This is a genomic window from Paraburkholderia sp. BR10882, from assembly GCF_040948855.1.
In the GTDB taxonomy this organism is placed as follows: Bacteria; Pseudomonadota; Gammaproteobacteria; order Burkholderiales; family Burkholderiaceae; genus Paraburkholderia; species Paraburkholderia nodosa_A.
In genome coordinates this window covers 131,135-152,114 of record NZ_JBFPKP010000003.1, presented here as the reverse complement: position 1 = coordinate 152,114, position 20,980 = coordinate 131,135, and the positions used below count along the sequence as shown (strand labels likewise).

Sequence of the window (20,980 nt, the reverse complement as noted above, 5' to 3'; positions counted from 1 at the left end):
CGCAAGGGAACAACGCGCCCGCCCAGAACGACGCGCCTCCAGGCCCCGAATCCCCCGCGGACCCCGCCGCGCCGACGCCGCCCGCCGGCGGCGGCAACGGCGTCTCCCGCTTCAAGTAAAATGAGCGCCCATGGCTAACCTTGCACTTTTTGATCTCGATCACACCCTGATCCCCACCGACAGCGACCACGAATGGGGCCGCTTCATGGTGAAGCTCGGCATTGTCGACGGCGAGCGCTTTGCGGAGCAAAACGACCGCTTCTACGCCGACTACAAGGCCGGCAAGCTCGACATCCACGCTTACCTCGTCGCCATGCTCACGCCGCTCGCGAAATATTCGCGCGCGCAGTTGAAGGAATGGCACGACCAGTACATGCACGAGGTGATCAAGCCGACCATCCTGCCAAGCGCAGTCGAGCTCGTGAAAAAGCACAAGGAGGCGGGCGACCTCTGCTGCGTGGTCACGGCCACCAACGAATTCATCACGGCGCCCATCGCCGAGGTCTTCGGCGTGGACAAGCTGATCGCGTGCGAAGTCGAAACCGTGGACGGCCATCCGGCCTCGGCCTTCACCGGCCGCCCGACGGGCACGCCGAGCTACCGCGAAGGCAAGATCGTGCGCGTCGAGCAATGGCTCGCCTCGCTCGGCAAGCGCTTTTCGGACTTCGAGCACAGCTACTTCTATAGCGACTCGCACAACGACATTCCGCTGCTCGAAAACGTCACCGACCCGATCGCCACCAACCCCGACGACACCCTGCGCGCTCACGCGCAACAAGCGGGCTGGCGCATTCTCGATTTGTTCCAAGCCCAGTGATCAAGAAACTCATCCGCAAGCTGTTCGGCCAGGACGACGCCGAAGCGGCGCAAGACACCGAAGCCCCCGCCGCCGATCCGGACACGGCCTCGCATGAAGGCGCAACCGCGCTCGCCGGCAGCACCCGCGCGCGCCGCAAGCCGGCCAGCGCGCAGAAGACTTCGAAGCCGCGCGCCGGCAAGAGCGCGCCCGATCCGGCCACGCCCGTCATCCTTTCCGCCGACGTCCACGGCATCAATCCCGCGCTCATCTCGCGCAACGCCGTGCGCGTGACCGAAGGTCTGCAGCAGGCGGGCTTCCGCGCGTTCATCGTGGGCGGCGCGGTGCGCGATCTGCTGCTCGGCGTGGCGCCCAAGGACTTCGACGTCGCCACCGACGCCACGCCCGACCAGGTGCAGAAGCTGTTCCGCCGCGCGCGCATCATCGGCCGGCGCTTCCAGATCGTGCACGTGCAGTTCGGCCAGGAGATCATCGAGGTCTCGACGTTCCGCGCGCTCGTGGATGCGCCGCCTGCGGACGCCGAAGCGCCCGCGCCGGCGCCGGCGCCGGCGCCCGCAAAGCGCATGCGCCGCGACGAGCTCGACCGCAAGACGCACCACGTCGATGCGAGCGGCCGCGTGCTGCGCGACAACGTCTGGGGCGAGCAGCACGAAGACGCCACGCGCCGCGACTTCACGATCAACGCGATGTACTACGATCCGGCCACGCAAACCGTGCTGGATTACCACAACGGCATGGCCGACATGCGCGCGCGCCTGCTGCGCATGATCGGCGACCCGGCCACGCGTTATCGCGAAGATCCGGTGCGCATGCTGCGCGTAGTGCGTTTCGCGGCGAAGCTCGGCTTCGAGATCGAGGAGCACACGCGCGACCCCATCGTGAAGCTCGCGGACCTCATCAACAACGTACCGGCCGCGCGTCTTTTCGACGAAATGCTCAAGCTGCTGCTCTCGGGCCACGCGCTCGAGTGCCTCAAGTGGTTGCGCAAGGAAGGGCTCCATCACGGCCTGCTGCCGCTGCTCGACGTGGTGCTCGAACAGCCGCAAGGCGAGCGCTTCATCACGCTCGCGCTGTCGAACACCGACGCGCGCGTACGTGCAGGCAAGCCGGTCTCGCCGGGCTTCCTGTTCGCCACGCTGCTGTGGCACGACGTGCAGCAACGCTGGCAGCAATACACGGCCGAAGGCGAATTGCCCGTGCCGGCGCTGCATCGCGCGATGGACGACGTCATCGACGCGCAAACGGAAAAACTGGCGATTCACCGTCGTTTTTCGTCGGACATGCGCGAGATCTGGGGCCTGCAGCTGCGCCGCGAAAAACGTGGCCGCGGCGCGATCAAGCTGCTGGAACACCAAAGATTTAGAGCGGGGTATGATTTCCTCCTGCTGCGCTGCGAATCGGGCGAGCTGGACGCCGAAGTCGGCCAATGGTGGACGGACTTCATTTCCGGCGACAACGCCGAGCGCGAGACGCTTCTCGCGCAGGGCGGCAAGGAGCGCTCGCCGCGCAAACGCCGCCGCCGCGGCGGCGCGAAGAGCCGCAGAACGGGCGAAGGTGCTGTATCGGAAGCCGGCGCTGCCGGTGACGTGCATGAAGCCAGCAGTGCGGACTATGACGGCCACGCCGGTCCGCACGAGGACTGACGCCGTGCGGCGTCGCGGCTTGCCGCGGCGCACATGCGTCGAACCGCAACAAAAGTCGCAGGAAGTGAAGCCATGACGGTTGCCTGGCTGGGAATTGGCGCGAATCTGGGGGATGCGCGCCAAACCCTCAAAGACGCGGTGGTGTGCCTTGCACAACAGCACACCCTCACCGTCGTCGCCAAATCGAGTCTGTACCGCACCGCGCCCATCGACGCGGGCGGCGACGACTATTACAACTGCGTCGTGAAGATCGAGACGAGTCTCGACGTTCACGCGCTGCTCGGCCTGTGCCAGCGCGTGGAGCATCATTTCGGCCGGGAGCGCCCCTTTCGCAACGCGCCCCGCACGCTCGACATCGATATCCTGCTTTACGGCGACGCCACCATCGACGAAACCGACCTCGTCGTGCCGCATCCGCGCATGACGGGCCGCGCATTCGCGCTCGTGCCGCTCGTCGAGATCGATCCCGAACTCGTGATTCCGGGCCAGGGGCCCGCCAGCGCGTTCCTCGCCGCCGTGGCCGCCCAGCGCATCGAGAAGGTCAAGCCGTTGTGCCAGTGCATGGGTGTGGCGCCAGCACCGGACACGCCGCCCTCCGGCTCCGGCAACTGCCGATGAGCACGACACCCCTGCCCGTCGTCAGCGCGCGCGCCACGCGACCGGCCGCGCTCCAGTACATCGTGATCGAAGGGCCGATCGGCGCGGGCAAGACGACGCTCGCGACGCGTCTGGCCGAACGCTGGTCGATGCAGACGCTGTTCGAATCGAACGCCGAGAATCCGTTTCTGGAACGCGTGTATCGCGACACCGCGCCCTCGTCGCACGCGCTCGCGGCGCAGTTGCATATCGCCTTGCAGCGCGAGCAACTTTCGCGCGACGTCGCCGCGCGCCGCGAAGCGGGCGTGCCGCTCGTGACGAATTTCCTTGCCGAACGCAACGATCTGTTCGCACGTCTCACACTCGCCGAAGACGAACTGCCGCTCTACCGCGCGCTCGCCTCGCGTCTGAGCTCATCGGCGCCCACGCCCGACCTCGTCGTCTATCTGCAGGCGAGCCCCGAGGCGCTGTACGCGCGCATCCAGAAGCGGGCGTTGCCGCGCGAGCTGGCTATTTCGAGTGCGTTCCTGCGGGCGCTCTGCGACAGCTACAACGATTTTTTCTATCATTACGATCATGCGCCGGTGCTCACCGTCGGCGCGGAGCATCTGGATCTACCAGGTTCCGATGCGGACCTCGCGCTCGTCGCCGAACGTATCGAGACGATGCGCGGCCGCAAGGAATCCTTCGTCAAGGGCACGTCGCTATAACCGCCTCATCGGCGCGATCGCGCGGCGCAGCCCCTCCCCGTTTTCCCTTTCCCAACGGATTTCCCATGACTTACCTGCAGGAAACGAGCCGCAGCGCGGTCACCGTGCCCAAACTCCAGGCCATGCGCGATGCAGGCGAACGCATCGCGATGCTGACGTGCTATGACGCGAGCTTCTCGGCGCTGTGCGAGCGCGCGGGCGTCGATACGGTGCTGATCGGCGACTCGCTCGGCAACGTGCTCCAGGGGCACACCACGACGCTGCCCGTCACCATCGACGACATCGCCTATCACACGGCCTGCGTGGCGCGCGCGCAGACCAAGGCGCTGATCATCGCCGATCTGCCGTTCGGCACCTTCGGCACGCCCGAAGACGCGTTTGCGAACTCGGTGAAGCTCATGCGCGCCGGCGCGCAGATGGTGAAGATCGAGGGCGGCGAATGGCTCGCGCCCACGGTGAAGATGCTGGTGGAGCGCGCCGTGCCCGTGTGCGCGCACATCGGCCTCACGCCGCAATCGGTGCATGCGTTCGGTGGCTTCAAGGTGCAGGGCAAGAGCGATGCGGCCGCGACGCAGATGATTCGCGACGCGCTGGCGCTGCAGGATGCCGGCGCGCAGCTCGTGGTGATCGAAGCCGTGCCCGCGGCGCTCGGCGCGGAAGTGACGAAGCAGTTGCGCATTCCGACCATCGGCATCGGCGCGGGCGTGGACTGCTCGGGCCAGGTGCTCGTGCTGCACGACATGCTCGGCATTTTCCCCGGCAAGCGGCCGCGCTTCGTGAAGGACTTCATGACGGGCCAGCCCGATATCGAATCGGCCGTGCGCGCGTATGTGCAGGCCGTGAAGGAAGGCACGTTCCCGGGGCCCGAGCACGTGTTCTGATTGGCAGCTTCGCTTCGCAGAATCAACAAAGCGCGCTCCGTTGGGAGCGCGCTTTGTTTCTACGCGAGCTTCATCGAATCAAGCGCGCCGGCACCGCGCCGCGCAGCGCGTTCGTGAGCATCAAGGCCTCGGCGTCGAGCACATCGTCGCGGCTGAGCACGCGCTCCTGTGCGCCGAATGCATCGTCGTCGAGCAGCACGCCGCGCATCACGCCCGGCAGCACGCCCGAGGCGAGCGGTGGCGTGAACCACTTGCCGTCGCGCTTCACGAACACGTTCGAGCGGCCGCCTTCGGTCAGTTCGCCGCGCTCGTTGAAGAACAGCATGTCGAAGCCGCCCTGCGCTTCGGCCTCGCGCCACGCACGATCGAATTCTGCACGGCGCGTAGTCTTGCGCAGCAACAGCGCGTCGGCGGATTCGACCGGCGCAAAGCCGTAGTCTGATGCCAGCAGCACACCTACGGTGTCTTGCGCGAGCGGCACAAGCGGTGCGTTGGTAATTGTCGCTGCCCCGCTCTTGCCGAGCGCGAGACGCAAACGGTGTGGCGCGTTTTGGTCAGCAAATTTGGCCAAGGTTTCGTCGATGCGCGCTCGCAACGCTTGAGCATCGCACGGGAAGCCGAGCCACGCCGCGCTCGCCGCGAGCCGCGTGAGATGGCGCTCCACGTGGCGCACGCCGTCAGCGCGCGTCGCGTACATCGTTTCGAAGCATTCGATGCCCGGGTCGGCATCGGTCAGAAAACGGGCTTTCAAGCGGCACTCCTCGTATTCGTCGGCGGCCACGCTGTCGAGCACGATGCCCGCACCGACGCCCATTTCGCCGCGCCGCGTGGCGCCCGTGCCCCCGGACGGCGCATCGAGCGTCAACGTGCGGATCACGACCGAGAGGCAAAAGTCGCCGCAAACCTCGCCCGCCGAGGGCGCCTCGAGCCAGCCTATCGTGCCTGTGTAAAGCCCGCGCGGCGCATGCTCGAGCGCTTCGATCAGCTCCATCGTCCGGTGCTTGGGCGCACCCGTGATCGAGCCGCACGGGAAAAGTGCGCGCATGACGCCGGCGAATGTCGTACCTTCGCGCAGCGTCGCTTCCACGGTCGAAGTCATCTGCCAGACGGACGCGTAGGGCTCGACACTGAAGAGCGCCGGGACGCGCACCGAGCCGGTTTGCGCGACGCGCGAGAGGTCGTTGCGCAGCAGGTCGACGATCATCACGTTCTCGGCGCGGTTCTTGGGGTCGTTCGCGAGAAAACGCGCGACGGCGGCGTCCTGCTGCGCATCGGCGCTGCGCGCGGCCGTGCCCTTCATCGGTTTCGCGCGCAACGTTTGGCCGCGCTTCTCCACGAACAGCTCCGGCGAGCACGAGAGTACCCAGCGGTCGCCCGGCAACGCGATCAGCGCGCCGTAACGCACGCGCTGACGCTCGCGCAAGCGCCTGTAAAGCGCGAGCGGCGAACCGTACGCCTCGAAGCCGAGCCGGTAGGTGTAGTTGATCTGATACGAGTCGCCCGCGTGCAAGGCATCCTGCACGGCGGCGATGTCATGCTCGAAGCGCTCGCGATCGACACCGATCGTCACGCCCGCCACGCCTGCAGGCGCAGGCGCTTCAGCGCCCTCTTGCGCCGCGAGCCAGGCATCGGCTTCCTCGCGCGAGAGCGTTTTGCAGCGTTCGAACAATAAAAAACGCAGCGCGGCGTGGCCGTGCTGCGTTTCGTTGGATGAGGTCGTGTCGCGCCTGGCGAATTCGAGCGTGCGTCCAAACTCGTAGTCGCCGATCACGAGGGCGTGAAGGCCCTTGGCCAGTTCGGCATTCGCCTGCGCGCACACCGCGTCGAGATCCGCCGCGCGTTGGCACGCAAGCTCGCGCACGAACCCCGTATAGAGGCGGCTCGAGCGGCTAACCGCCGTCGAGTCGCCATCGTCGAGCAGCGCGAAAGTCGCGCCGCCAGCATTGACTGCCATTGCTGATCACTACCTGCTGCTTACCTGCTGCATGGTGACGCCGGAAAAGCGCGTCAGTCGAAGAAGCTCTTCACGCGGTCGAACCAGCTCTTGCTTTGCGGGCTGTGGCGCGAACCGCCCTCCACGAGCGACTTCTCGAACTGCTGCAGCATCTCGCGCTGGTGTTCGGTGAGCTTGACCGGCGTTTCCACCTGAACATGCACATACAGATCGCCGGCGATGCTCGAACGCAGACCCTTGATGCCCTTGCCACGCAGACGGAACGTCTTGCCCGACTGCGTGCCTTCGGGCACCGTGAACGAGGCGCGGCCCGCCAGCGTCGGTACTTCGATCTCGCCGCCCAGCGCCGCCGTGGTGAACGGAATCGGCATCTGGCAGTGCAGGTCGTCGCCGTCGCGCTCGAACACCGCGTGCTGCTTGATGTGGATCTCGACATACAGATCGCCCGACGGCCCGCCGTTGATGCCAGGCTCGCCGTTGCCGGCCGAACGGATGCGCATGCCGTCGTCGATGCCCGCCGGAATCTTCACTTCGAGCGTCTTGGTTTCCTTGACCTTGCCTGCGCCGTGGCAGTTCGTGCAGGGTTCAGGAATGTACGAGCCCGTGCCGTGGCACTTAGGGCAAGTCTGCTGGATGCTGAAGAAGCCTTGCGACATGCGCACCGAACCCGAACCATGGCAGGTCGGGCAGGTTTCGGGCTTCGTGCCGGGCTTCGCGCCCGAGCCGTGACAGACTTCACAGCCGGTCCAGCCCGGCACGCGGATCTGCGTCTCGTAGCCGTGCGCCGCCTGCTCCAGCGAGATTTCCATGCTGTAGCGCAGGTCCGCGCCGCGATACACCTGCGGGCCGCTGCGCTGGCCACCGCGGCCGCCGCCAGCGGCCTGGCCGAAGATATCGCCGAAGATGTCGCCGAAAGCGTCCGCGAACCCGCCGAAGCCCTGCGCGCCCGCGCCGCCCATGTTGGGATCGACGCCGGCGTGGCCGTACTGGTCGTAAGCCGCGCGCTTTTGCGAGTCCGACAGCATTTCGTAGGCCTCTTTGGCCTCCTTGAAATGCTCTTCCGCATCCTTGTTGTCCGGATTGCGGTCGGGGTGATACTTCATCGCGAGCTTGCGATACGCCTTCTTGATTTCGTCGTCGCTCGCGTTCTTCGCGACGCCCAGAACCTCGTAGTAATCCCGTTTCGCCATATCGGTTCAACGCCGGCCTCGCGCTTCACGGCGCGCGCCGGCTCCTCTTGAATGCTGGATCTCGTGACCCGTTTGCCGTTCCCCTGAACATCCGCACAGGCGCTTATCACGCCGCGGCGGCCCCTGAAAGAGAACGGCCTCCATAAAACAAATGTGCCCGGAGAGCCGGATGGCTCGCCAGGCGCTGCAATGCTGACACGCATCGTAACCGATGCGGCCGCTTTCGTAGTCGCTTTCATCGGATCACGACCGTTCGCTGATCAGGCAGAACGGTCATGACCGCCACGAACCGGCTTAGTCCTTCTTGACTTCCTTGAACTCGGCGTCGACCACGTCGTCGGCGTCGTTCTGCGCGCCCTGCTCGGCCGCACCGGCACCTGCGGCACCCGCGCCGGCGGCACCGGCCGCGCCTGCCTGCTGCGCCTGCATGTCGGCGTACATCTTCTCGCCGAGCTTCTGCGACGCTGCCGACAGCGCCTCGACCTTCGCCTCGATCGTCGCCTTGTCGGCCGACGAGCTCTTCAGCGTTTCTTCGAGATCCTTCAGCGCGGCTTCGATCTTTTCCTTTTCGGAAGCGTCGATCTTGTCGCCGTACTCGGCCACGGCCTTCTTCGTGCTGTGCACCAGTGCGTCGCCCTGGTTGCGCGCGTCGGCAATCTCGCGCAGACGGTGATCTTCTTCCGCGTTCGCTTCGGCGTCCTTCACCATCTTCTCGATTTCGGCTTCCGACAGACCCGAGTTCGCCTTGATGGTGATCTTGTTTTCCTTGCCGGTGGCCTTGTCCTTCGCGCCCACGTGCAGAATGCCGTTCGCGTCGATGTCGAAGGTCACTTCGATTTGCGGCACGCCGCGCGGTGCGGGCGGAATGCCTTCGAGGTTGAACTCGCCGAGCAGCTTGTTGCCCGCTGCCATTTCGCGCTCGCCCTGGAACACCTTGATCGTCACGGCCGACTGGCTGTCGTCCGCCGTCGAGTAGACCTGTGCGTGCTTGGTCGGGATCGTGGTGTTCTTGTTGATCATCTTCGTCATCACGCCGCCGAGCGTCTCGATACCGAGCGACAGCGGGGTCACGTCGAGGAGCAGCACGTCCTTGCGGTCGCCCGAAAGCACCTGCCCCTGGATCGCGGCGCCAACGGCCACGGCTTCGTCCGGGTTCACGTCACGGCGCGGGTCCTTGCCGAAGAACTCCTTGACCTTCTCCTGCACCTTCGGCATACGCGTCTGGCCGCCGACGAGAATCACGTCGTCGATGTCGCCGACCTTCACGCCTGCGTCCTTGATCGCCATGCGGCACGGCTCGATGGTGCGCTCGATCAGTTCCTCGACCAGCGCTTCCAGCTTGGCGCGCGTGAACTTGAGGTTCAAGTGCTTCGGACCCGACGCGTCCGCCGTGATGTACGGCAGGTTGATGTCGGTCTGCTGGCCCGACGACAGTTCGATCTTGGCCTTTTCAGCGGCTTCCTTCAGGCGTTGCAGCGCGAGCACGTCCTTCGAGAGGTCGACGCCCTGCTCTTTCTTGAACTCGCCGATGATGTAATCGATGATGCGCTGGTCGAAGTCTTCACCGCCGAGGAACGTGTCGCCGTTGGTCGAGAGCACTTCGAACTGCATTTCGCCGTCGACATCTGCGATTTCGATGATCGAGATGTCGAACGTGCCGCCGCCCAGGTCGAACACGGCGATCTTGCGGTCGCCCTTTTCGGCCTTGTCCAGACCGAACGCGAGTGCGGCTGCCGTCGGCTCGTTGATGATGCGCTTGACTTCCAGACCGGCGATGCGGCCGGCGTCCTTGGTGGCCTGACGCTGGCTGTCGTTGAAGTACGCGGGAACCGTGATCACGGCTTCGGTGACCGGCTCGCCGAGGTAGTCTTCAGCGGTCTTCTTCATCTTGCGCAGCACTTCAGCCGAAACCTGCGACGGCGCGAGCTTCGTGCCATGCGCTTCGACCCAGGCGTCGCCGTTGTCGTGCTTGACGATCTTGTAGGGCATCAGGCCGATGTCCTTCTGCACTTCCTTCTCTTCGAAGCGGCGGCCGATCAGGCGCTTGACTGCGTACAGCGTGTTCTTCGGGTTCGTGACCGACTGGCGCTTGGCCGGTGCGCCGACCAGCACTTCGTTGTCGTCCATGTAGGCGATGATCGAAGGCGTCGTACGGGCGCCTTCCGAGTTCTCGATCACCTTGACCTGATTGCCTTCCATCAGCGCCACGCACGAGTTGGTGGTGCCGAGGTCAATACCAATGATTTTGCCCATTTTTGTCAAATCTCCAGAATTTGGTCGCTGTGCGGACGCCGCTTTCGCGCTGCGCAGGTAACTACATGCTCGAGCCGCGTTTTCCCTTGTGCGCGGCTGGCGTCCACTTCAATACGGAACTACTGCCCAAATAAGTGCCGCTACGGCGATTTCAAGGGGTTTGGGCTATGCGTTCCATCATTTTTTTTAATCGCAGGGCCGTTGGGTTTCCCTTGGGTTCCTTTGGGTTCCTTCAGGCCACCGCATTACTTACATCTTTCTTACTTCGGTGCCGAAACAGTCACGAGCGCCGGACGCAGCACGCGGTCGGCGATCACATAGCCCTTTTGCAGCACGCTGACCACCGTGTTCGCTTCCTGCTCGGACGGGACCATCGAGATGGCCTGGTGACGGTGCGGGTCGAACTTCTCGCCCACGGGGTTGATCGCGAGGACCTTGCCCTTCTCGAGCGCGCCGGTGAGCTGCTTGAGCGTGAGTTCGACGCCTTCGTTGACCTTGGCGAGGTCGTCCGAGTTATGGGCGAGAGCGGCTTCGAGGCTGTCCATCACCGGCAGCAGATGCTCGGCGAAGTTTTCGATCGCAAACTTGTGCGCCTTGGCGACGTCTTCCTGCGCGCGGCGGCGTACGTTCTCGGTCTCGGCCTTGGCGCGGACGAAGGCGTCCTGCAATTCGGCGACTTTCGCTTGGGCTTCGGCCAGTGCGGCCTCGGCAAGCGCCGCTGCGTTCTGGTCCACGCCGCCTTGGGCTGCCTGCTCGGCCGCTTCAGCCGCCTGGGGCTGGGCTGCCTGCGACGCCTCGTCCGCGGGCGTGGGGTTCTGGCTCGTCGGGTTCTCTTGCGTGTTTTCCATGTCGCTGAACGTGGTTGAATAGTGAAAAAGGGAACAAAGCTTCGGGCGCCATGACGCCGGCCGCTCTACTGCGCCTGGGCCGTTGCGCCGACGCGACAGAGGCTTCGGACATCGCGAGAGCACATGGGTGCCGGATCGCTTGTTTCAAGAGGCTCTCGCGGCTTTTTTATACAGAAGATCAAGCCGCGAAATCGCCCGTAACAATCATTACTGCAGCGCCGCAAAAATGAAATTGAGTAAGGGACATCCCTGACCTACACTCAGGAACAGGTGCTGCTCATGACGCGTTTACCCTGAGCCCGGCACCGCACCGAATGGGCCCACGGACAGCACCTTTTTTAGCAGCATCACCGCACATAAAAACGCTGTCCGGGCCTCGAAACTGGCTGTTTTGCTGCGATCCCAAGGGGAGTACCGTGAAACTGACCTTTGCCATATCGGTGGTCGCGCTGGTACTCATCGCCGGGACTACGACCATCTGCATGTCGGGCGCCGTGAACGAAAACACGACGGAATACGGGGGCGTGCACGCTACGATGGAAGCGCTCTTCAACCCTCACGCGAAAATTTGTCGATAGTGCGGCGGTCGCGCTTGGTCGGCCTGCCCTGCAACACGGCAGCCGGTTCGCGAAAGAGCCGGCGCCGGTCCTGCTCCGCCGCGCGCCGCTCGCGCCCGGCTTCCGTTTCCGTATAGAGCGTCTGCGCGATGCTGGCGGGGCCGCGCATCTCGCAAATCCCCAGCACCCGCACTTCCCAGACCACGTGATCGATCTCGATTTCGACGAGGTCGCCCACGCGCACGTCCTTCGATGCCTTCACGGCGTCGCCGCCAATGCGCACGCGCCCCTTGCTCACGGCGTCCGAGGCGAGCGAGCGCGTCTTGAAGAAACGCGCCGCCCATAACCATTTGTCGATGCGCAGCCGCGCGCCAGGTTCGGTCGAAATCTTGTAGTTCATCAGAAGCTTTCCGGATGCGCCGCTCAGTTCACGCTCAGTTCACTGGGTCAGGCCACTGCGCCAGCCGGCGCCGCGGCCTGCACGGGCCAGCCCTGCAGGTGCTGCGCAACAATCTCGCCCAGCGCCGCGATCCACGCCGGCGAGGCATTCAGGCATGCTATGCGGTGAAACTCCTTGCCGCCGCCGTGCAGGAACTCGTCGCGCACTTCCATGCCGATTTCCTCGATGGTTTCCAGGCAATCCGCCGTGAAACCAGGGCAGAACACGTCCGCACGGTGCACGCCGCCCGCGCCCAGTTCCCGCAGCGTGGGCGCCGTGTATGGCTGGAGCCATTGCGCCCGCCCAAAACGCGACTGGAAGGTCACCCGGCATTCGACCGGCGTTAGCTCCAGCGCGTGCATAAGGAGCGCGGCCGTTTGCTGGCACTGGTCGTGGTACGGGTCGCCCAGATCGAGCGTACGGCTCGGCACCCCGTGAAAACTCAGCACGAGGCGGTCGCCCGCCGCGAAATTGGGTTTGCCGTGCGCGTGCCAGTACTGGTGCACCTGGGCCGCGAGCGCCGCGATATACGCCGGATGGTCGTGATAGCCGCGCACCGTGCGAATTTCCGGCTGGTTGCGCATGCGGCGCAGCGCGGCGAAGGCCGCGTCGAACGCCGTGGCCGTGGTCGACGCCGAGTACTGCGGATACATCGGCATGAGCAGGATGCGTTCCGCGCCCGCGAGCTTGAGCTGGTTCAGCATCGCCGGGATGTCGGGCGTGCCGTAGCGCATCGCGTAATCGACGAGGACCGTGTAGTCGTTGATTTGCAGCAGATGGCGCAGGCCGTCGGTCTGCTTCTGCGTATGCACGCGCAGCGGGGAACCCTCGGGCGTCCAGACCGCCGCGTACTTCTTCGCCGACGACCGGCCGCGAAACGGCAGGATCAGCGTGCGCAGGATGACCTGCCAGATCGGCGCCGGAATCTCGACCACGCGCGGATCGGACAGGAACTGCGCGAGATAGCGGCGCACGGCGCGCGGCGTGGGCGCGTCCGGCGTGCCCAGGTTGATGAGCAGCACGGCGACGCGATGCGCCGCGGCGGACTGCGAAGGCCGCTCCAGGTCGAAACGCATAGGCGATCAGTGGCGCCGCGCGAATGCGCAGCAACGGTTGCATGAAACAAGCATTATAGCGGGCGGTCCTGGCGGGCCAAACCGGACCCGCGACGCGGCGACTCACCGCACGTTGGCCATTCGGCCGATGGCGCGCGCCACGCCTTTCGGGGGATGATCGTCGGAAAGAGGGTGGTCCGATGCCCGGTGCCCGATGCGGCGCTCAGTTCTGGCTGAGCGTGAGCGAGAGCAGGCGCGCCGTGATGTCGACGATCGGAATCACGCGGTTGTACGCCATGCGCGTCGGTCCGATCACGCCAAGCGTGCCGACGATCTTGCCGTTCACCTCGTAGGGAGCCGTCACCACGCTCATTTCCTCGATCGGCACGAGTTGCGACTCGCCTCCGATGAAAATCTGCACACCCTGCGCGTGGCTCGAGACGTCGAGCAGCTGCAGCAGGCTGGTTTTCTGGTCGAATACGTCGAAGAGCTTGCGCAGGCGCGCCATGTCCGAGGAAAGGTCGGCCACTTCGAGCAGGTTGCGCTCGCCGGAAATGAGCAAGGTGTCGCCGCTTTCGGGCTCTTCGGTGCTCGCGGTCACGGCCGCGTGCATGAGCGTGGTCATGTCGCCGCGCAGCGCGTCGATTTCCTCGCGCAGGCGGCGGCGCACCTCGTCGAACGACAGGCCCGCGAAGTGCGCGTTGATGTAATTTGAGGCTTCGATGAGCTCGGAAGGCGTGAAGTCGCGCTGCGTCGCCATGATGCGGTTCTGCACGTCGCCTTCGGGCGTCACGATGATGAGCAGGATGCGCTTGTCGGACAGGCGCATGAACTCGATCTGCTTGAACACGTGGCTGCGCCGGGGCGTCAGCACCACGCCCGCGAACTGCGAGAGGTTCGAGAGCACGCTGGCCGCCGCCGCCACCACTTTCTGCGGCTCGCCGGGGCGCAGCGTGGTCTTTACCGCCCGCGTGAGCGCGTCGTCGTCCGAACTGGGCTCGACGGTGAGCATGGTGTCGACGAACAGGCGATAGCCGCGCGGCGTGGGCACACGCCCGGCCGAGGTATGCGGGCTGGACACGAGACCCAGCTCCTCGAGGTCCGACATGACGTTGCGGATCGTCGCCGGGCTCAACTCCAGGCCGGAATAGCGCGACAGCGTGCGCGAGCCGACCGGCTGACCTTCGGCGATGTAGCGCTCGATCAGCGTCTTGAGGAGGGTTTGTGCGCGGGGATCTAGCATGACTCAAAATTTTAGCCTAATGGCGGGTTGGCCGCGAGTGCGCCGCCAGGTCGGGCCCGACGGGCAGGCCCGCCGCGTGGGGCGGCCCGGTTTCGGCCGTTACCGCCGGGCATGTTGCATGGCACATCGTCTGGCACATCGCGCGTTGTCATCGCCGTGTCACCGGCTTAGGGCGGGAGGGCGCGGCGCGCAAGGCCTGGCGGGCCGTGCCCGGCTTGCGCCAGGTTCTTTTCGTGACCTGACTATGGTGTAATGCCGGCATGCAGATCCAGAAGATCCAGAGCCAGTTCAAGACGGTTGCGCTCGTTGGGCGCAGCAATACGCCAGGCATTGCCGAGCCGCTGACGGCGCTCGCCCAGACCATTTCGAAGCGCGGCTTCGAGGTCGTGTTCGAAGCGCAAACCGCAGAGGAAATCGGCGCGCAAGGCTATCCCGCGCTGCAGCCGTCCGAAATCGGCGCGCGCGCGGACGTGGCCGTCGTGCTCGGCGGCGACGGCACGATGCTCGGCATCGGCCGCCAGCTCGCGCCCTACCGCACGCCGCTCATCGGCATCAACCACGGGCGGCTCGGCTTCATTACCGACATCGCGTTCTCCGAGATGCAGGAGGTCGTGCCGCAACTGCTCGCGGGCTCGTTCGAGCGCGAGGAGCGCTCGCTGCTCGAGTCGCGCATCACCCGCGACGGCGACCCGATCTACCACGCGCTCGCCTTCAACGACGTGGTCGTGAACCGTAGCGGCTTTTCGGGCATGGCCGAACTGCGCGTGAACGTCGATGGCCGCTTCATGTACAACCAGCGCTCCGACGGCTTGATCGTCGCGACGCCCACGGGCTCGACCGCCTACGCGCTCTCGTCGCAGGGGCCGATCCTGCATCCGCAGCTGCAAGGCATCGTGCTCGTACCGATCGCGCCGCATGCGCTCTCGAACCGCCCGATCGTGCTGCCCGACGACTGCAAGGTAAGCATCCAGATCGTGGCGGGCCGCGACGTCAACGTGAACTTCGACATGCAGTCGTTCACGGCGCTGGAACTGAACGACGTGATCGAGGTGCGCCGCTCGCGCCACACGGTGCCCTTCCTGCACCCGGTCGGCTATAGCTACTACCGCACGCTGCGCAAGAAGCTGCATTGGAACGAGCACCCCTTGCTGCAGGGCGATCCGGAGGACTAAACCCGCGTCCTGGCGTGAAGCGCGCGGGTGCGTTGCCATGCAGCCAGCAGTCCCACGGTAATCAAAGCCAACCCAAAAAGCAGAACCAGACGCCATGCTTCGCCATCTCTCGATTCGCGACTTCGTGATCGTCGCCGCGCTCGACCTCGAATTCGATAGCGGTTTCACCGTGTTTTCCGGCGAAACCGGCGCGGGCAAGTCGATCCTGATCGATGCCCTCGCCCTCACGCTCGGCACGCGCGCCGACGCGAGCGTCGTGCGCACCGGCGAGGCCCGCGCCGACATCACCGCCGAGTTCGACGTGCCCGCGCATGCCGCGCTTTGGCTCGACGAGCAGGCGCTCACGAACGGCGACGGCGAGCACACGGTCATGATGCGCCGCGTGGTGGACAGCGGCGGGCGCTCGCGCGCCTTCATCAACGGGACGCCCGCCACGCTCGCGCAACTGCGCGAGCTGGGCGAAATGCTCGTGGACATCCACGGCCAGCATGCTCACCAACTGCTCATGCGCCCCGATGCGCAGCGCGAACTGTTCGACACGCACGCGGGCCTCACGGATCTCGCCGCCACCGTCACGCGCGCGTGGCGCGAGGCACGCGACGCGCGTCTCGCCCTGCAGAGCGCCATGTCGCGCGACCGCGAGCTGCAACTCGAGCGCGAGCGCCTCGCGTGGCAGCTCGCCGAGCTCGACAAGCTCGCGCCGCAGCCGGGCGAATGGGAGGAAGTGAACGCGGAGCACGTGCGGCTTTCGAACTCGGCCAACCTGATCGAAGGCGTACAAGGCGCGCTCGCGGCGTTATCGGAATCCGATGAGGCGATGCTCTCGCAGCTGAACTCGATCGTCTCGAAGCTGCGCTCCCTCGCCGAAGTCGACGCCGAACTCAACGACGCCCTCGCCGCGCTCGAACCGGCCGCGATCCAGATCCAGGAAGCGGCGTACTCGCTCTCGCACTACGCGCAACGCCTCGATCTCGATCCGCAACATCTCGCGCAGGTCGAACGGCGCCTCGACGCGCTGCATTCGACGGCGCGCAAGTTCCGCCTGCCGGCCGAAACGCTACCTGAGGAACACGCGTCGCGCCGCCAGCAGCTCGCGGCACTCGACGCCGCATCCGATCTCGACGGCCTGCGCGCCGCCGAGCAGAAGGCGCAGGAAGCCTATCTCGTGCAGGCACGCCAGCTCTCGAAGGCGCGCGCCAAGGCGGCGAAGGCGCTCGGCTCGGCGGTCACGCAAGGTATGCAGGAACTGTCGATGGCCGGCGGCAGCTTCGAAGTCGCGCTCGTGGCGCTCGGCAGCAGCTCGACCGGCGAGCCGATCGGCGGCGCGCACGGTCTGGAGCAGATCGAATTCCGCGTGGCGGGCCATGCGGGCGTGCCGCTGCGCCCGCTCGCGAAAATCGCCTCCGGCGGCGAGCTCGCACGCATCAGCCTCGCGCTTGCCGTGATCGCAAGCGCGGCGAGCCCCACGCCCACGCTGATCTTCGACGAAGTGGATACGGGCATTGGCGGCGGGGTCGCCGAAGTGGTGGGACGTTTGCTGCACCAGCTCGGTCGCGCGCGCCAGGTGCTGTGCGTGACGCACTTGCCGCAGGTCGCGGCGCGCGGCGATCATCACTTCCAGGTGGCGAAGTCCGGCGACGGCAACGGCGGCACGGTCTCGGCCGTCACGCCGCTCGACAGGGGCGGCCGGGTGGAGGAAGTCGCGCGCATGCTGGGCGGGCTGGAGATTACCGCGACGACCAGGCGGCATGCGAAGGAGATGCTGGCCGCTTGAGCTTCTCTGCCTCGTTGATACAACCCTAAATATTGCCTCCAATCAGTCCGAATTTAGGTCTATATTTAGTCCTATTGACATGCCAGCCCGAGGAACGGAGATGAAGCCCAGCCAGGTGAAGCCCATTAGCTATCTGAAGAGCCACGCCGCTGAGATCGTCCGCGAGATCACGGAAAGTGGCGAGCCGATGCTGATCACCCAAAACGGTGAAGCCCGGGTCGTCGTGCAGGACGCACAATCCTACGAGGATATGCAACAAACGTTAGCACTTCTGAAGATTCTGACGCTGGGGCGCAAGGACATCGAAGCCGGTCGCTACATTCCGGCGAGTGATGTTTTCACTGAACTGGAGCAGATGGACAAGGACGACGGTATTGCATGAAGGCCGTCTTCCTCCAGTCGGCGCGGACCGACATGCAAGACATTCGACGTCACGTGATCGCCAAATTCGGCCCGAAGGCCTGGCATGAAACATCGGCGAAGATTCGCGACGATATTGAACAACTCGAGGCATTTCCCCGAAATGGGCACGTTCCTCCTGAGCTCGCGGAACTGGGCTCTACGAACTATCGGCAGATAGTAAGCGGCATGAACCGCATCATCTCCGAGATTGACGATCCGATGATCTATATCCATTTGATCGTCGACACCCGCAGAGACCTGAAGGACGTTCTGGCCAGGCTTTTGCTGCGGCCCTAAGCCTCCCCGCGCTCCCCGAACACGCGCTTCCACAACGCCAGCACGGCCTCGCGCTCGCGCTCCACACGCGCCGGAGCGACACGCGCCTTCTCCATACCGTCGAGCCGCAACTGATGCTGCAGCTTGCGATACAGCCGGTACGCGGAGCCTATCGTCTCGGCCTCCTCCTCGCTCATGAGCCCGAAGCGCGACACCTCGCGCAGCAACGCGATATTGCCCGTGTTGCGGATCAGCTCGGGGTCCTGCGCCGCATGCAGCAGCACCCAGTACTGCACGAGAAACTCGATGTCCACCATGCCGCCGCGGTCATGCTTCAGGTCGAAGAGTTCGGTGCGGTTCGGGTGGCCGTCTTCCACGCGCTGGCGCATCTCCACGATTTCCTTCGCGAGCGGCGCGGCGTCGCGCGGCGTGGTCAGCACCTGCACGCGAATCGCCTCGAAGGCGCTGCCGATCGCCACGTCCCCGGCCGAGAAGCGCGCACGCGTGAGTGCCTGGTGCTCCCAGACCCATGCCGTGTTCGCCGCGTCGCCCTCGCGCAGCTGGTAGCGGCGGAACGCATCGAGGTCGGTCACGAGCAGCCCGGACTCGCCGTTCGGCCGCAGGCGCAGATCGACGTCGAACAGAGTGCCCGCGCCGGTGGCCGTGGTGAGCCACGTGATGAGGCGGCGCGCGAAGGTCGCGTAGATCTCCGAGGCGCGCTCGTCCTCGTCTTCGTACAGAAAGATGATGTCGAGGTCCGACGCGTAGCCCAGCTCCTTGCCGCCCAGCTTGCCGTAGGCGATCGCCGCGAAGCGCGGCACCTCGCGATGGCGTTTGGCGAACTGCTTCCAGACGGTCTCGATGGTCACGCCGAGCACGGCGTCGGCAAGCTCCGAGAGCCGGTCGCTCACGTGCTCCACCGATAGCCGCCCCGCCAGGTCGTTGAGCAGGATGCGGAACACCTCGGCCTGGTGCGCGTGACGCAGCAGATCCATCTGCTGTTCGACGTCGGCGGCAGCGGCGAGCCGTGCGCGCAACAGACGCGAGAATTCAGGCCAGTCGAAGGGCGATGCAACTGCCTCGTCGTCGAGCAGTTCGTCGAGCAGTTGCGGATGGCGGATCAGATAGCCCGCCGCCCAGCGAGAGCCGCCCAGCACCTTGAGCACGCGGCTGAGCGCATCCGGATATTCGCAGAGCAGCGCGAGATACGCGCCGCGCCGGATCACGGCTTCGAGCAGGTCGAACATGCGCGCGAGCGTGTCGCCGCGGCGCTCGCGCGGCTCGAGCGTGCGTGCAGCTTCGAGCGCGCGCTGCGCGACGCTGTCGAAGCGCTCGCGGCTCTTCTCGGGCAGCCCCGCGTAACGCGCCGACTGCCAGAGTCCGCGCAGGCGCGCGAGCAGCGGCGCCGGGTCGTCGATACCCAGTTCCGTGAGACGTTCGAGCAACGAGTCTTCGGCGCCCTCTTCCATGAGCGCACCGCTCCAGACCCATGCCGCCGCGCCGTCTTCCGAGGCGCCGCAGCCGCCCTCGCCGCCCATCTTGTCGGAGAAGATCTGCACGAACTGGCGCTCGACGTTGTCGCGGTGGCCGTCGAGCGTCGTCATCAGCGCGGCATAGTCGGCAAAGCCCATCGACTTCGCGAGCGCCGCGCGCTCCTCGGCGTCGACAGGCATGGCGTGCGTTTGCGCATCGTCGCGGTATTGCAGGCGATGCTCGAGGTCGCGCAGAAAGTTGTAGGCGCGCGCGAGCTCGCCGCACACCTCCGGCGCGATCAGTCCACGCGCGGCGGCGTAGCCGAGCACCGCGAGCGTCGGGCGCACGCGGAAACCCGCATCCTGGCCGCCGCGGATGAGCTGGAACACCTGGGCGCTGAACTCGATCTCACGAATCCCGCCGCGCCCGAGCTTGATGTCATCGGCCTTGTCGGGGCGCATCATGGCGCGGCGCTGCGCTTCCTGGCGAATCTGCAAGTGCAGCGAGCGGATTGCGCTGATCACGCCGAAGTCCAGGTAGCGCCGGTAGACAAATGGCTTCACGAGCGAATCGAGCTGACGGGCAAGACGCAGCGCGCTGTCGCTCTCGTCCCCGGAAACGAGCCGCCCCTTGATCCACGCATAGCGCTCCCACTCGCGGCCCTGCACGTAGAAGTACTCTTCGAGCATGCCGAGGCTGCACACGAGCGGCCCGGAGTCGCCGTTCGGGCGCAGACGCATGTCCACGCGAAACACAAAGCCATCGGCCGTCACGTCGGAGAGCGCGGCGATCAGGCGTTTGCCCACGCGCGTGAAGAAGTCCTGCGTGGCGATGGGCGAGCGCTGGCCTCCCGTGGTTTCGCCGTCGTCCTCGTAGACGAAGATCAGGTCGATGTCGGACGAAACGTTCAGCTCGCGTCCGCCCAGCTTGCCCATCCCCACCACGCCGAGCGTGAGGCGCTCGCCGCCCGGGCCGCGCGGCTCGCCGAAGAGCGTCTCGAGGTCGGCGCTCACGCAGGCGAGCGCACGCTGGATCGTGACTTCCGCGAGATCGGTCATGCTGCCGGTCACTTCGGCGACGTCGGCCACGCCGCCGAGATCGCGCTCCATCACCGCGCAGATCACTTCCACGCGCAACTGGCGCAGGACCTTCTTCAACTGCTCGTCGTTGAGCGCTGCGCCAGGTGCGGCGTTTGCTTCGGCGAGCAGTTCCCCGCTCAACGCGTCGAGCCGCGCGACGATGCGTTCGCGCGAGAGCGGTGCCGCAGCGAGCGCCTCGACCTGCGCTGCGAGGCCAGGGCGCGCGGCGTAAGCCCGTGCTGCATAGCGGGAATAGCTGGAACTCAGAAGAGGGATGTCAGTCATGAAGTGCTGCTTGCCGGGAAGGCTCGCTGTTCGCTGTTGTGTCGCTGTTCGCTGTTGTGTCGCTGCGCGCGCCTGGGTTGATGACGGTGTCGATGCGACGATGCCGATCTCGACGGTTCGACCGAGAGGGTTCGCCCCGCGCCACGCGCGCACCGCCCACCGGCTCTCGCGCTCCGTCTCGCCGATGCGTCCGGCATAGCCGCCACTGCAGTGCAAAAAATCATGCGTGTCACGCGCCGAGCGGCCATCCCGGCTTCCCCGGATGGGCCTTCTGACGGCCCTCTGTGATACATTTCGTCGTTAGAACGCAACGCTACCATACCCCACCCGCC

At 65.7% G+C, this 20,980-nt stretch carries 17 protein-coding genes; 9 read left to right on the top strand and 8 right to left on the bottom strand.

The genetic code is table 11. The features are described from left to right. Positions 1–130: 130 nt before the first annotated feature. The 5 genes from AB3X99_RS09960 to panB all read left to right on the top strand — a co-directional run bounded on the left by AB3X99_RS09960 (position 131) and on the right by panB (position 4,648). Positions 131–817, top strand: coding sequence for an HAD family phosphatase (locus tag AB3X99_RS09960; protein ID WP_069267777.1), 687 nt, complete (start codon positions 131–133; stop codon positions 815–817). Beyond that, positions 814–2,460, top strand: a complete 1,647-nt coding sequence (gene pcnB / locus AB3X99_RS09955) for a polynucleotide adenylyltransferase PcnB (RefSeq protein ID WP_368616791.1) — start codon at positions 814–816, stop codon at positions 2,458–2,460. Before AB3X99_RS09960 ends, pcnB begins: the two co-directional genes overlap by 4 nt. Positions 2,461–2,532: 72 nt before the next feature. Continuing rightward, entirely contained in the window at positions 2,533–3,078 is a 546-nt protein-coding gene (gene folK / locus AB3X99_RS09950; RefSeq protein ID WP_342947698.1) for a 2-amino-4-hydroxy-6-hydroxymethyldihydropteridine diphosphokinase, read from the top strand. Further along, positions 3,075–3,767, top strand: coding sequence for a deoxynucleoside kinase (locus AB3X99_RS09945; protein ID WP_368616790.1), 693 nt, complete (start codon positions 3,075–3,077; stop codon positions 3,765–3,767). Before folK ends, AB3X99_RS09945 begins: the two co-directional genes overlap by 4 nt. Positions 3,768–3,832: 65 nt before the next feature. Then, on the top strand, positions 3,833–4,648 hold the full coding sequence (gene panB / locus AB3X99_RS09940; RefSeq protein ID WP_069267781.1) for a 3-methyl-2-oxobutanoate hydroxymethyltransferase: 816 nt from the start codon (positions 3,833–3,835) through the stop codon (positions 4,646–4,648). Positions 4,649–4,718: 70 nt separating this feature from the next. On the opposite strand, the gene pabB is transcribed toward panB, so the two are convergent. The 7 genes from pabB to hrcA all read right to left on the bottom strand — a co-directional run bounded on the left by pabB (position 4,719) and on the right by hrcA (position 14,187). Next, positions 4,719–6,602 (bottom strand): aminodeoxychorismate synthase component I, encoded by a 1,884-nt coding sequence (gene pabB, locus AB3X99_RS09935; protein WP_368616789.1) that lies wholly within the window; start codon positions 6,600–6,602, stop codon positions 4,719–4,721. Positions 6,603–6,655: 53 nt separating this feature from the next. Further along, positions 6,656–7,792, bottom strand: a complete 1,137-nt coding sequence (gene dnaJ, locus AB3X99_RS09930) for a molecular chaperone DnaJ (protein WP_069267783.1) — start codon at positions 7,790–7,792, stop codon at positions 6,656–6,658. Positions 7,793–8,086: 294 nt separating this feature from the next. After that, positions 8,087–10,045 carry a molecular chaperone DnaK gene (gene dnaK / locus AB3X99_RS09925; RefSeq protein WP_368616788.1) on the bottom strand — a complete coding sequence of 653 codons (1,959 nt, stop codon included), beginning with the start codon at positions 10,043–10,045 and terminating at the stop codon, positions 8,087–8,089. 260 nt (positions 10,046–10,305) lie between these two features. Beyond that, complete coding sequence (gene grpE, locus AB3X99_RS09920; protein WP_368616787.1) at positions 10,306–10,893, bottom strand: nucleotide exchange factor GrpE; 588 nt, start codon at positions 10,891–10,893, stop codon at positions 10,306–10,308. Between the two features lie 549 nt (positions 10,894–11,442). Next, positions 11,443–11,850 carry an RNA-binding S4 domain-containing protein gene (locus AB3X99_RS09915; RefSeq protein WP_368616786.1) on the bottom strand — a complete coding sequence of 136 codons (408 nt, stop codon included), beginning with the start codon at positions 11,848–11,850 and terminating at the stop codon, positions 11,443–11,445. 47 nt (positions 11,851–11,897) lie between these two features. Next, positions 11,898–12,965, bottom strand: coding sequence for a ferrochelatase (hemH, locus tag AB3X99_RS09910; protein ID WP_069267788.1), 1,068 nt, complete (start codon positions 12,963–12,965; stop codon positions 11,898–11,900). Between the two features lie 202 nt (positions 12,966–13,167). After that, positions 13,168–14,187: a heat-inducible transcriptional repressor HrcA gene (hrcA, locus tag AB3X99_RS09905; RefSeq protein WP_028202023.1), complete on the bottom strand. Its 1,020-nt coding sequence runs from the start codon at positions 14,185–14,187 to the stop codon at positions 13,168–13,170. A 260-nt stretch (positions 14,188–14,447) separates the two neighbouring features. Here hrcA and AB3X99_RS09900 point away from each other — a divergent pair, with 260 nt between their 5' ends. The 4 genes from AB3X99_RS09900 to AB3X99_RS09885 all read left to right on the top strand — a co-directional run bounded on the left by AB3X99_RS09900 (position 14,448) and on the right by AB3X99_RS09885 (position 17,832). After that, positions 14,448–15,359, top strand: a complete 912-nt coding sequence (locus AB3X99_RS09900) for an NAD kinase (protein WP_368616785.1) — start codon at positions 14,448–14,450, stop codon at positions 15,357–15,359. A gap of 94 nt (positions 15,360–15,453) precedes the next feature. Further along, positions 15,454–17,133: a DNA repair protein RecN gene (recN, locus tag AB3X99_RS09895; RefSeq protein WP_368616784.1), complete on the top strand. Its 1,680-nt coding sequence runs from the start codon at positions 15,454–15,456 to the stop codon at positions 17,131–17,133. Between the two features lie 100 nt (positions 17,134–17,233). Next, a complete protein-coding gene (locus AB3X99_RS09890) occupies positions 17,234–17,515 on the top strand; it encodes a type II toxin-antitoxin system Phd/YefM family antitoxin (RefSeq protein ID WP_069267792.1) in 282 nt (93 codons plus the stop codon). Further along, positions 17,512–17,832: a type II toxin-antitoxin system RelE/ParE family toxin gene (locus AB3X99_RS09885; RefSeq protein ID WP_368616783.1), complete on the top strand. Its 321-nt coding sequence runs from the start codon at positions 17,512–17,514 to the stop codon at positions 17,830–17,832. Before AB3X99_RS09890 ends, AB3X99_RS09885 begins: the two co-directional genes overlap by 4 nt. Here AB3X99_RS09885 and glnE read toward each other — a convergent pair. Further along, complete coding sequence (gene glnE, locus AB3X99_RS09880) at positions 17,829–20,801, bottom strand: bifunctional [glutamate--ammonia ligase]-adenylyl-L-tyrosine phosphorylase/[glutamate--ammonia-ligase] adenylyltransferase (RefSeq protein WP_368617041.1); 2,973 nt, start codon at positions 20,799–20,801, stop codon at positions 17,829–17,831. The genes AB3X99_RS09885 and glnE overlap by 4 nt on opposite strands. Positions 20,802–20,980 lie beyond the last annotated feature (179 nt).